The organism is Methermicoccus shengliensis DSM 18856, from assembly GCF_000711905.1.
GTDB classification, from domain to species: domain Archaea; phylum Halobacteriota; class Methanosarcinia; order DSM-18856; family Methermicoccaceae; genus Methermicoccus; species Methermicoccus shengliensis.
This window is the reverse complement of the sequence record NZ_JONQ01000013.1, coordinates 45,033-57,382: the sequence shown is the minus strand read 5'-3', so window position 1 is coordinate 57,382 and position 12,350 is coordinate 45,033. Positions and strand designations below refer to the sequence as shown.

Annotated in this window: 10 protein-coding genes; 6 read left to right on the top strand and 4 right to left on the bottom strand. The window is 55.7% G+C overall.

All coding sequences use genetic code 11. The annotated features are described in order from the left end of the window. Positions 1-40 precede the first annotated feature (40 nt). From BP07_RS05565 to rfbC, 3 genes are read right to left on the bottom strand one after another with little or no spacing between them, the layout of a single operon-like run. Positions 41-1,183 (bottom strand): glycosyltransferase family 4 protein, encoded by a 1,143-nt coding sequence (locus BP07_RS05565; protein WP_157203105.1) that lies wholly within the window; start codon positions 1,181-1,183, stop codon positions 41-43. A gap of 14 nt (positions 1,184-1,197) precedes the next feature. Next, entirely contained in the window at positions 1,198-2,322 is a 1,125-nt protein-coding gene (locus BP07_RS05560) for a glycosyltransferase family 4 protein (protein ID WP_042686793.1), read from the bottom strand. 60 nt (positions 2,323-2,382) lie between these two features. Further along, on the bottom strand, positions 2,383-2,949 hold the full coding sequence (rfbC, locus tag BP07_RS05555; RefSeq protein WP_245597060.1) for a dTDP-4-dehydrorhamnose 3,5-epimerase: 567 nt from the start codon (positions 2,947-2,949) through the stop codon (positions 2,383-2,385). 144 nt (positions 2,950-3,093) lie between these two features. On the opposite strand from rfbC, the gene BP07_RS05550 reads away from it, so the two are divergent. From BP07_RS05550 to BP07_RS05540, 3 genes are all read left to right on the top strand, one after another. Beyond that, positions 3,094-4,092, top strand: coding sequence for a sugar phosphate nucleotidyltransferase (locus BP07_RS05550; RefSeq protein ID WP_042686730.1), 999 nt, complete (start codon positions 3,094-3,096; stop codon positions 4,090-4,092). 225 nt (positions 4,093-4,317) lie between these two features. Then, positions 4,318-5,661 (top strand): phosphoglucosamine mutase, encoded by a 1,344-nt coding sequence (glmM, locus tag BP07_RS05545; protein ID WP_042686729.1) that lies wholly within the window; start codon positions 4,318-4,320, stop codon positions 5,659-5,661. A 12-nt stretch (positions 5,662-5,673) separates the two neighbouring features. Then, on the top strand, positions 5,674-6,351 hold the full coding sequence (locus tag BP07_RS05540) for a metal-dependent hydrolase (protein WP_211247060.1): 678 nt from the start codon (positions 5,674-5,676) through the stop codon (positions 6,349-6,351). On the opposite strand, the gene prf1 is transcribed toward BP07_RS05540, so the two are convergent. Beyond that, positions 6,352-7,593 (bottom strand): peptide chain release factor aRF-1, encoded by a 1,242-nt coding sequence (gene prf1, locus BP07_RS05535; RefSeq protein ID WP_042686727.1) that lies wholly within the window; start codon positions 7,591-7,593, stop codon positions 6,352-6,354. It lies immediately after the preceding gene. Between the two features lie 221 nt (positions 7,594-7,814). Here prf1 and BP07_RS05530 point away from each other — a divergent pair, with 221 nt between their 5' ends. The 3 genes from BP07_RS05530 (at position 7,815) to BP07_RS05515 (ending at position 12,199) form a co-directional block, all read left to right on the top strand. Continuing rightward, the gene (locus BP07_RS05530) at positions 7,815-8,816 is read left to right on the top strand and encodes a homoserine dehydrogenase (RefSeq protein ID WP_042686725.1); all 1,002 of its coding nucleotides are present in this window, start codon (positions 7,815-7,817) and stop codon (positions 8,814-8,816) included. Continuing rightward, entirely contained in the window at positions 8,813-9,952 is a 1,140-nt protein-coding gene (gene pscS, locus BP07_RS05525; RefSeq protein ID WP_042686724.1) for an O-phospho-L-seryl-tRNA:Cys-tRNA synthase, read from the top strand. The genes BP07_RS05530 and pscS overlap by 4 nt, the downstream gene beginning before the upstream one ends. Before the next feature lie 384 nt (positions 9,953-10,336). Beyond that, positions 10,337-12,199, top strand: coding sequence for a Coenzyme F420 hydrogenase/dehydrogenase, beta subunit C-terminal domain (locus BP07_RS05515; RefSeq protein WP_042686720.1), 1,863 nt, complete (start codon positions 10,337-10,339; stop codon positions 12,197-12,199). The last annotated feature ends 151 nt before the right edge of the window (positions 12,200-12,350 follow it).

Below are 12,350 nucleotides of genomic sequence, written 5' to 3'. Positions count from 1 at the left end.
AATATCTTTCTGCCCTTCGTACGAAAATGGGTGTTAATTCCTATCCCACCAGCGACTCGAACACCCTCTCCATGCGCTCTGCATACCTCTGCCACGTCAGGTTGTCCCTGACGAGCTCGTGAGCCCTCTCTCCCATGCGCCTCTTTAGCCCCTCGTCCCCTATCAGCAGCTCTATGCGCTCTGCCATGTCTTGGTAGCTGCCGTGCTCTATCACAAAGCCGCTCACACCGTCCTCCACCACCTCGGATATGCCGCACCTGCTTGACACCACCACGGGCCTCTTTGCAGCCATCGCCTCCACACTCACGAGACTCCACGACTGAAACGCTGGGAACAGGAACACATCGCACGCCCCATACAGCTCTTTTAGCTGTGCATCCGATACTGGACCCAAAAACAGCACCCTGCCCGCAACGCCAAGCTCCCGTGCGAGCTTTTTGAGCCTCTGTCCATCCCCCCCGTCTGCACCAGCCAGCACCAGCCTCACGTGCTCGTGGCGCTCGCTTAAAAGCGCCAGCGCCCGAATGCTGTCCTCCTGTCGCTTGTAGTGTATGAGCGTTCCCACCTGCAGCATCACGAACGCATCATCGAGCCCGTACTCCCTCCTGAAGGACTCACCAGAGATGCCTTCGTACTCCTCGAGGTGCACCCCGCTCCTTATCACCTCATAGCCTCTCGCATAGGTGTGCCTCACTATATCGCCCATGAGGTGGGAGAGTACCACTATCTCATCTATGCAGCGCACGGCGTGCTTGTCAAACAGCTCGTACAGGGGCCAGTATATCTTGTTTATTCCCCTTCTCGCCTCTGGCATGAAGAACCAGAATGGGGGCTCGTTGCACATCCACACCGCTGGGATGTTCACACTTCGCTTGGCAGAGTACACCGCCCACTCAGTATAGGGGTTGTGGTTGTTGATGATGTCAAAGTCGCCCTTTGCCACAATCTTCCCGATGCGCCACATGCCAAAGAGCCCCTTGCAGTATAGTCCTCTTATGGGATGGGGAACCACGTTTATGCTGACGCTGGGGAGCAGGTCTGGAAAGCACCTTTCTGGGTCGAGAGCGTTGGTGAATACCTCGACCTCGTGCCCCCTCTTTTCGAGCTCTATTGAAAGGTTGAGCATCTGCCGCTCTCCGCCCGCAGACACCGTGAGGGGGGTGTGAATCATCGCTATCCTCATGCCCTCACCCCCCCTCACCCCTCATGGTACACCTCCTCGTATATATCCCACATCTCTCTCGCTGACCTCTGCCAACTAAAGCGCTTTGCCCTCTCAAGCCCCCTCCTTCGCATGTCCTCCCTTAAGGACTCATCTGTGAGCACGCGCTCCATCGCATCCGCGAGCGCATTCACGTCGTGGGGGTCCACCATGATGCCAGCATCGCCCACCACCTCTGGGAGCGAGGAGGTGTTGGAGGTGATTACGGGGCATCCGCATGCCATCGCCTCGAGGGGCGGAAGCCCAAAGCCCTCGTACAGCGAGGGATACACGAAGAGGTCGGCGGCGTTGTACAGCGCCACGAGGTCGTCCTCTGGCACATACCCCGTGAACAGCACATCGTGCTCCAGCTTGAGCTCGTGTATTGTGTCGAATATATCGTCGTACTTCCAGCCCCGCCTTCCCGCAATCACGAGTAAGGGGCACACACCGCTCTTTTTGAGCCTGTAGAGTGCTCTCAGCAGGGTGGGTATGTTCTTTCTCTTCTCCAGCGTGCCCACATAGAGCACGAAGGGCTTTTTTATGCCATATCTTTCCTCGAGGTCTTTCAGTATCGCCTCTCTGTCCTCAAGCGGCCTGTACTTGGGGTCCACCCCACAGTACACCACCCTTATCCTCTCCTCGGGGATGCCAAGATGCCTCATGCAGTCCAGCTTGGTGGCATGTGAGTCGGTGGCTATCATGTCGATCCTGTGGGCTATCAGCCTGAGGGTGGGTGCCCATGTCATTACCGTGATGCCTGTATGTGTCTCTGGAAGCAGGATTGGGACGAGGTCGTGTATGGTGAGCACCTTTTTTGTCCTGTTGAGAAGGAAGGGTGTGAGCTGGTTGTACCAGTGGGATGGCACGTGCAGCACATCTATGCCGCTTTTCATGACGGCATACGGCAGCCCCACGGCGAACTTCATCAGTGAGGGTAGCCTCGGAACGAGCACGTCGTGTGCCATCGAGTACACCTCATCATCGCTGTGCTCGTAGTGGATGAGGTGGAGCTCATCGCCCTTTCCCATGTCCAGCATGCAGCGTATGAGGTTGTAGGTAAAGTTGCCAATGCCCGCTCTTTCCATGTCTATAATCCATGAGAGTATGCCGACCCTCATTGTCCCACCGATGGTGGATGGCAGTACATGGGCACACTTGAGTTCCACATGACCAAGACCCTACAGCTCCCTCAATGTGGGCCATCTCCTGTCCTTCTCCGAGAGTATGGGCTCGTCGATGGGCCATTGTATGCCCACATCTGGGTCATTCCATATCAGCCCAGCCTCGTGGTCTGGGGCATAGGGCGCGTCCACCTTGTACTGCACCTCTGCGACCTCTGAGAGCACACAGAAGCCGTGGGCAAAGCCCTTGGGCACGTAGAGCATGCGGTGGTTGTGCTCTGAGAGTATCGCCCACACGTGCTCACCGAAGGTGGGGGAGCCCCTGCGGATGTCCACTGCCACATCGAATATCACGCCCCTCGTGCACCTCACGATCTTCGCCTGCTCATAAGGGGGATGCTGAAAGTGCAGACCCCGCAGCACCCCGTGGGTCGAGCGGGAGTGGTTGTCCTGTATGAACTCTCCCCTGATGCCAGCCTCCTCGAACGCCTCCTTTTGGTAGCTCTCCATGAAGAAGCCCCGCTCATCCTCGAACACCTTAGGTTTGATGAGCACCACGTTCTCGATGCGCATTCTCTCGAACTCGAACGGCATAACACATCCCAGCCCTCTTATGAGTATCATGTATTTATACGATGCACACGCTATACGATGCACACGCGTAGGAGCTGTCATTACAGTATCCCCCGTGTATGCTCATACTGGGGGTTAGCTGTGTATCAGAACGCCTTTTATAGCAATGGCGCATCCATTCTGAGGGGGACTCGGATGATAGGGTTGATACTGTGTGGTGGTAAGGGAAAGCGGCTGCGTCCGATAACAGAGGACATCCCCAAGCCCCTCGTGGAGATAAAGGACGGCTACACCGTGCTGGACAGGCAGCTTCTCGACTTCTCTGCCACCGATATCGACACCGTGATACTCATCACGGGGTACCTCGGAGAGAAGATAGAGGAGAGGTTTGGCAGCGAGCACAATGGGCTTGCGCTGGAGTACGTGCACGAGGAAAAGCCCAGCGGTACGCTAAACGCCCTCAGGGCAGGAATCGAGCGTGCGGGGGACGATGTGCTCGTCAGAAACGGGGACGTGGTGGCGGACATCAACCTCTCCAAGATGATGGAGCACCACTATACCTCCGAGCTGCTCTCAACGATGTTCATAACCCAGATGAGAAGCCCGTACGGCATCGTGGAGTTAGCCGATGGCAGGGTGAGGTCATTTAGGGAAAAGCCCCTTCTGGACTACCACATCAACGGGGGCGTGTACTGCCTTGCGTACGATGTGCTCGAGCACTTCGAGCAGTTCACGGGTGGAGAGGTGGAGAACACTGTGTTCCCACTGCTCGCCAGGATGGGGCAGATGGGCTACTACGAGGAGTCCTCCACATTCTGGAAGTCCATAGACACCATAAAGGACCTGGAGGAGGTGCGAAGGGAGTATGCCAACCGCACAGACAAGCCATGGGGCTATGAGAAGGTGCTCATAAGCACCGACAAGTACCTCACCAGGGAGCTGTTCATCTTCGAGGGCTACTCCACCTCGTACCACTACCACCAGAACAAGGACGAGACGATGTACGTGATAGAGGGCAGGGGATATGTGGAGTTCGAGGATCACTCAGAGCCCTTCAGAAAGAACGACACCGTCAGGGTAGAGCCCATGACCCCTCACCGCATCGTGGCAACTGAGAACACCGTGCTGTACGAGGTGAGCACGCCGCACCCAGACGACACCGTGCGCATAAAGGACTACTACAGGGCACGGTAGCTCGCATTGGCTTTTTACAAAAGCCAGCAAAACAGCGCATTAATGGGGATGGCATAGCCATCCTCCATTAATCCACTCACGTCGGCTTTTTACAAAAGCCAGCAAAATAGCGCATTAAGGGGTGTGGCTTAGCCACACCCCATTAATCCACTCACGTGCCAGCTTCGTTAAGCTGTTCCCAACAAGACCGCAAACCCCTTAAATGTGCGGGGAGAGGTGGATACGATGGCGCTGTTTGGAACGAACGGAGTTAGGGGCATAGCCAACGAGTTCTTGACGCCAGAGCTTGCACTCGGGCTGGGATTGAGCTTTGGCACGTTTCTGGGAGAGGGCACCGTGGCAGTGGGCACGGACACGAGGGAGAGCCGCCACATGCTAAAGGCGGCAGCCATCTCAGGGCTTCTGTCTGCTGGCATGCAGGTGGTGGACGTGGGAATCGTGCCCACCCCGTGCCTGCAGCACTTTGTGAGGGAGCATGCGGATGGCGGGCTCATGGTCACCGCGTCGCACAACCCCAGAGAGTACAACGGCATAAAGCTCATCGCTGGGGATGGCACTGAGCTCTCGCACGAGGACGAGCAGAGGATAGAGCAGATATACCATGAGGCGAGGTACAAAAGGGCGGGCTGGAGCGGCTGTGGACACATCGCGAGCGCAGATGCCATCACCCCTTACCTTGACGCCATCATCGAGAGGGTGGATGCAGAGCGGATACGTAGAGCGAGGTTCACGGTTGCCGTGGACACGGGATGTGGGGCAGGAAGCCTCACGCTTCCATTTCTCCTGAGAAGGCTGGGCTGCCGTGTGCTCGCGCTGAATGCACAGGTGGATGGCACGTTTCCAGCCCGCAACCCAGAGCCGGTAGAAGAGGTGTTGGGAGAGCTTTCTGCAGTCGTAAAAGAGAGCGGCGCAGATATTGGTATAGCGCAGGATGGAGATGCCGACAGGGCGGTGTTCGTGGACGAGAGGGGGAAGTTCGTTGACGAGGACTCCATGCTGGCTCTGGTGGCAGACCACGTGCTCTCTCAGCCCTCTCGCAGGCAAAAGGTGGTGGTCACGCCAGTGAGCTCGTCGCTCAGGGTTGTGGATGTTGCAAAAAGGCATGGTGCGAGGGTGGAGTGGACTGGTGTGGGCAGCATATACGTTGAGCAAAAGATGCTCGAGCTCGATGCGGTGTTCGGTGGAGAGGGCAATGGTGGATTCATATTCCCAGACCACCAGTACTGCAGGGATGGCGCAATGGCAGCTGCGGTTGTGCTCGAGATGCTCTCTGCTGGCACCCCGCTCTCAGAGCTCTTAAATAGGGTGCCACAGTATCACTCTGCCAAGACAAAGGTCTCCCTCGATAATCCGAGGCAGGCAGTGGAGGGCATAAAGCCAGTGCTCGCCTCGATGCCAGAGGTGCAGAGGGTGGAGACCGTAGATGGTGTCAAGGCATGGTTCGAGGACGGCTGGGTGCTCATACGACCCTCTGGCACGGAGCCCCTCGTGAGGGTGTTCGCAGAATCAAAGAGCGAGGAGAGGGCAGAGCAGCTCATGCGGCTTGGGGTATCAATGCTCCAGAGGTAAAAGGAATGGCACATGGGCTCTGTGGTGGCTGTGGTGGCTGTGGTGGCTGTGGTGGCGGTGGAGAGCCCACGGGCACACCACCGGGGCGATGAGGAACGCCTTTGGGGAGCTGATACCCAAGGCATGAGCACCTCAACGCTTATCAGAATAATGTTCAAAGGGAGCCGCATGAGACACATAACCCATATCCTGTTCTCTATTCTCATAATAGTGGGAATCTATGAGATGTGTCCCTCTCTGAAGCTCTATGTGCCCTTTGTTTATGCTACGGTTCTTGCACCCATTGGAGCCTTGGTTCCAGACCTCGACCATCCCCATTCATACATAAGTCAGAACTGGAAATTTCTTTCTGTTGTCATTCGGAAGACAACCCCTCACAGGGGCTGGACCCATAGCCTGACAGGTGGTGCGTTTTTTACGGTGGCTCTGGGGGGCATGTTTTGGTACGCTCATGCCAGCACTCTCAACACAATCCCGTTTTTCGTGGGGTACGTATCCCATCTGTTGAGCGATAGCCTGAACCCCACGGGAGTAAACTGGCTGTGGCCCAAGAGCAGGAAGAAATACAGCATCTGCTCAATCAGGACGGGCTCACATGAAGAAAAGATATTTCAGGGAATCGTCTCATTCGGAATCGTGGGGTTATTTGTGTATGATGTGATGTTTAATGCTGGCAGTCTGCTGTCATAATCACTCCACCCGGTATCTGAGCAGCGCCGCCACGCCCCCGAAGGCGTTGTACAGCTGCTCGCCCTCCTCATAGTCGGTGCTGATGAACTGCACCCTCGTGCCCATCTGGTCGGCGATTGCCATGAGCTCCTCCACGATGTCCACCTGCTCCTCTATGGTGAGCTGGGATGCACACTTGGGGCACTCCCCAGCATCGATGCTGCCGCTTGGGGGCACGGGCAGTGTCCTCGTGTTCGCATAGCCACAGCTCGGGCACGCCACCCTCACCCTCGCCCTTCTGAGGTTCTCTGAGAGCAGCAGCACGTCCACCGCCCCCATCTTGAGCGCCCTTCTGACGTGCTCCTCGCCGTACGTGGCAAGCCCTCTGTCGCTCACAAGCTCACGCATGAACCGCTGGGCGATGCGCTTTTCTGCGAACTGCTCCACGTGTGCGAGCGCATCCTGTGCTGCATCCACCAGCTCATACAGCCCGCTCTCGTCGGTGTACGCAGTGTCGAATATGCCTATCACCTTCTTGCGTATCTCGTGGTGCAGGTACTCCCCGTTCAGGAACTCCTCCTTGGTGGGAGAGGGTCCCCCTATGAGCACACCCTGAAGCTCCTCGTGGGGAATCTGCAGGAATATCTCGGATGCCGACTCCGCAACCCGCTTGTAGTAGGCGTCTATCGCGATTAGCCTGAGCTGCTGGAACCTGCGGGCGCTCTGGCCTCCCTTTCTCTGCTTTCCGGGCACCGAGGAGGTGGTGTGCTTTACCACCTCGATGTGCCGTCCCCGAAGGATGCCGATAGTTGCCTCCCGCTTGTCCAGCACCAGAAGCCCGTACACCTTCTTCTCCCTGAGCATGTCGAGCAGGGGCTCGAGGTAGAACTCCGAGGAGCAGTGGTACTTGTACGACGTGATGGGCTCTGGCGGCTCTATCACCGTGGACACCATGGTGGTCCTGCCTCCTCCCCTGTCTATCGTGCCCACGAACAGCACCATACCGTTCTCTGGAGGTGTCCTGTAGTACTTGAGCCTCGAGAGCAGCGATTCTATGGCGCTCTGCACGTTGGTCCTCGTGCTCTTGCTCTTGATGTTGGATGCCTGCCCGTACTCCTGCCGAAGGTGCGATACCACCTCGTGAATCTGCTTGTCTGGTGGGATGTACAGCGATATGAGCTCAGTGCCCCTGCCCACCATGGACTGAAGCTCCTCGAGCCTGCGCTTGAACTCGTATTTTTTGAGTGCCGATTCCTGAGCCATGATGACCTCCAATTATGATAAAACAGGCGGGTCTGGCATCTGGGGGTGGCTGCTAAAACCCGCAGTGTGCCATGCCAGACATCACCTCTCTACCCGTCCCGATTCTATATAAATGTTGGGGGTGCTGTGGGCGCATCGTGGATCGTGGGCACACCATGGGAGTGTTTTTCCGTAATCAACTAGACCAAACATTAAATACCGCGATGTCAATCCAGCATCAGATGACGCTCAGGCTTGCCATATTCGGTTTTGGAGTGGTGGGGCAGGGGCTTGCGAGGATGCTCCAGAGGAAGGGGGCACAGCTCGCCTCCTGTGGCATCGACCTCAGGCTGGTGGCGGTTGCGGACTCGAAGGGGGTGTGGGTCGATGAGGGGGGCATCGCTCCACAGGATGCCATCGAGAAAAAGCGCAAGGAGGGCACCGTTGCCATGGAGCGGGTGCGGCCAGAGCGTGTGGTTGCGGATGTGCCGTGCGATGTGGTGGTGGATACCACGCCCACCAACATCGAGGATGGTGAGCCCGGAATGTCCATCATGCTCTCGGCGTTCGAGAGCGGAAAGCACGTGGTCACCTCCAACAAGGGACCCCTTGCCCTGAGGTTTCACGCGCTCTCTGAGCGGGCAGAGGAGTGCGGGGTGCACCTGATGTACGAGGCGAGCGTGGGGGGTGCGATGCCCATATTCAGCCTCGTAAGGTGCTCGCTTGCCCCGGCCCACATCACGAGCATAGAGGGAATATTCAATGGCACGTGCAACTACATCCTAACCAGAATGCGCGAGACTGGCTATTCGTATGCCGATATCCTCAATGAGGCTCGGGAGCTGGGCATCGCCGAGGCGGACCCCACGTACGACGTGGAGGGCATAGATGCGGCATGTAAGGTGGCGATACTCGCGAACGCCCTGTTCGGTATGGATGTGTGCTACAGAGATGTGAGCACCACGGGCATCTCACAGATAACCCCAGAGGCGATACACCTCGCTGCAGCGGGCGACTTCTCCATAAAGCTCATAGGCAAGGTGAGCCCCACAGAGCTCAAGGTCGCCCCCATGCTGGTGCCCACTGAGCATCCGCTCAACGTGGGGGGCACGCTGAACGTGGCGTCCATTGTCACCGACATAGCGGGCACCATCACGGTGATGGGCAGGGGTGCGGGCGCGGTGGAAACGGCGAGCGCGCTGCTCAGCGACATTGTGTGGATACACAGGAGCGTGAGCCCATGACGAGGTTTGGCTTCATAGAGCGCAGGACGAGAAGGGACATCAACCTCATGCCCCTCCAGACTGGAGGCACCCTCACGCCAGAGGCAAGGCGTGCACTCGTGGAGTGGGGAGATGGCTACTCGGTGTGCGACTTCTGCCCCGGCACGCTCGACGACATCAAGAGCCCTCCCATCGATGAGTTCGTGCACGAGGCGCTTCCCAAGTTCTTGGACATGGACCACGCACGGCTCACCGGCGGTGCACGTGAGGGAAAGTTCGCGGTGATGCACGCTCTTGGTGAGAGGGGAGGATGGATTGTGGTGGACGAGAACGCCCACTACTCCACGTTCGTGGCGGCAGAGCGGGCGGGGCTCGAGGTGCAGGTGGCAGAGCGCACGCCCTATCCAGAGTACAGGATAACCCCGGAGGCATACGAGAGAGCCATCGAGCAGGGCACAGAGCGGTTTGGAAGACCTCCCGTGCTCGGGCTGCTCACATACCCGGATGGCAACTACGGCAACCTTCCAGATGCCGCCTCGATAGGAAGGGTGCTTCACGAGCACGACGTGCCCTATCTCGTGAACGGTGCGTATGCCATCGGAAGAATGCCCTTCTCTGGCAAAAAGCTCGGTGCCGACTTCGTGGTGGGAAGCGGGCACAAGTCCATGGCTTCTGCTGGTCCCATCGGAGTGCTGGGCGTGAGCGATGAGTATGCGCCCATAGTGCTTCGTAAGTCCAAGCGGTTTCCCATCAAGGAGGTGGAGGCTCTGGGCTGCACCGCGAGGGGCGTGGTGGCAATGACGCTCATCGCCTCGTTTCCCCACGTGGTGGAGCGCACCACACCCGAGCGCTGGGAGAGGGAGGTGCAAAACGCCCAGTGGTTCTCAGAACGGCTCGAGGAGCTTGGGATGGTGCAGGTGGGCGACAGACCCCACATGCACGACCTCGTGTTCTTCATCACAGAGCCCCTGTACGAGATATCCAAGCGCACCAAGAAGGGCGGATACTTCCTGTACCGGGAGATGAAGAAGCGGGGCATTCACGGCATAAAGCCCGGGCTCACCCGCCACTTCAAGCTGAGCACCTATGGGGTGGAAAGGGAGAAGCTGAAGATGGTGGTGGACGCCTTTAGGGAGATTATCGAGAAGTACTCGTGATGTCTTTCCGCCACGGCAATCACCTCAATATCCTGGCGATGTCCGGTCCCTCCCTCCCGACGACGTCTGCAAATTCTATGTTGAGGCCAATTTCGTTTTCTGCTGTAATCTGCTCGAGTCCCTCCTCCCGCGCAACTTTTGCATAAAACTATAACGATTTCTTGTCTGACCTTCCCCGACGAACGCCTTCGTCAAGTTTTCAATCGTGGTCTTCATAGCCCCCACCCTATTTACCTGTTTCCATTTTAGCTTATTCCGGAGTGCGCCCTTCCTGAAACGGCCCATCAGCCATTCAGTTTCGGTTCGTTGAACTATTTCCCATAGCCACAATACTTATAATGTTCGGGAGGGAAGCCAATCCTTCACCCAATAGGGGACGAGAGCATGTATGAGTGGAAACTTCATGAAATTGTTGACAGTGGTTTGTGTGCAAAATGTGGAACGTGTGTGGTTGTATGCCCCAACAACCTTTTAAAATTCGAAAATGGTCCAAAAATAATTGAAGAATGCCTAAAAAAGGGAAGTGGAATGTGTTATGAAATATGTCCAAGAGTCTCATCTGATAAATATCAGATAAAAATTAGAGAGGGATTTAAAGAGGAGTGTTACTACGGAAGGGGGGACATAGAAGGTCAGGATGGAGGAGTGGTCTCAACATTTTTGAAGTATCTGTTGAACAGCAAAAAAATAGACGGCGCAATTGTGGTGGGGGACGAGTGCTGGAAGCCAGTTTCGATTGTGGTTCAGAATCCAGACGACCTGATCAAATGTGCAAAATCAAAGTACACGGCATCGATCCTCGACGCCCTGCGGGAAGCGGGGGAGATGGGATTGAAGAGGGTTGCGGCCGTTGGTCTGCCATGCCAAATAGCGGGTCTCAGAAAACTCCAGTACTTCAAGTATCTGGCAAAGCACGATGAAGAGCGTGCAAAAGATGGAAAAGCCGCGAATCTACCAAAAATCGAGTATCTTATTGGTCTTTTCTGTACAGAAAAATTTGAATACGACAGTCTGGTAGATGTTTTAAGCAAACATCATATCCAGATAAAAGATGTAAAGAAATTTGATGTTAAGGGGACAAAATTATGTGTATACGACGGTGAAGAGCATGAAATACCCCTAAAAGAAATAGAAATAACGTCAGGATGCAAAATGTGCAGGGACTTTGACGCGAGCATGGCCGATGTATCCGTTGGCTGTATTGGAAGTCCGGACGGGTGTTCAACGGTCATAGTAAGAACGAAAAGGGGCGAAGATATCAAAAAGGCAATTGAACTGGAAGAGGGCGTAAACGTCGAAGAGATCGATAAGCTGAGGAGGCTCAAAATAAACAGATTTAAAAAAGAGCTTGCGAGGAGGAGGAAAAACAACGAGAAAGTCTCATTCTACTGGCTTGCAGATTATGGTGGTATTGGAAAGAGGGGAGATGGAGATTATTTCGTGAGAATCAGGGCAAAGCCCGGTGGATGGTACAGCTCAGAGGAGATGAACTATATCTCAAAACTGGCAGAAGAATACAATGGAAGGATAAAGCTGACAAACAGGGGCGGAGTTGAACTGCATGGAATCACGGGATATGATGCGGAGGATGTTGCACTGAAGCTCATCGGCCGTGCCCTATTACCCGGCTCCGAGGGGCCACTGGTCAGAGCGACGCTGGCGTGTCCCGGGGAGGGGAACTGCGCAGGCGGGCTGATAAATACAACAGAACTATGCAATCTCATAGAAGAGAAGTTCAAAGAAAGACCTGCCCCCTATAAAGTCAAAATTGCCATAAGTGGCTGTCCGAACAAGTGCGTTAGACCCCAGATCCACGATATGGGCATCGTGGGAGTCAAGTTTCCAGAGGTGGACGAGGAGAAGTGCAACGGCTGTGGCAGATGTGCGGACGTCTGTAAGGTGGAGGCAATAGACGTGATGGGACAGCTGTCGCACACAAATTACAACGTATGCATTGGTTGCGGAAAATGCATAAAGGAGTGCCCCAGCGAAGCAAGAAATGTGAAGGAGGAAGGATATCTGGTCTACCTTGGAGGAAAAACCGGCAGGGAAGTGGTTGAAGGAATAAAGATGGGAATAATGGACAAAGGTGAGATCATCGACACGATCGATAAGGTGCTGCTTGTATACGGCAGATACGCCGAGAAACCTCAAAGGGAAAGGCTATCGGCGGTCATGGAGAGAGTGGGGAAGGGGAAGTTCCTGGACGAAGTCAGGGGGCTGATGAAGGAAGGGGTCAGGACCTGAATTTCTGCCTGTTTTTCGCAGTATGACACATAATTCATCATGGCCTTTTAGCGTTCTGGGTTGTGGGAATCTCCAAGCTTTTCGTAGAGCTTAGCAACGTCTTCCCAGAAAACTCCCTCCTCCGCTTCTTTGAGATAATACTCCCGTGCCT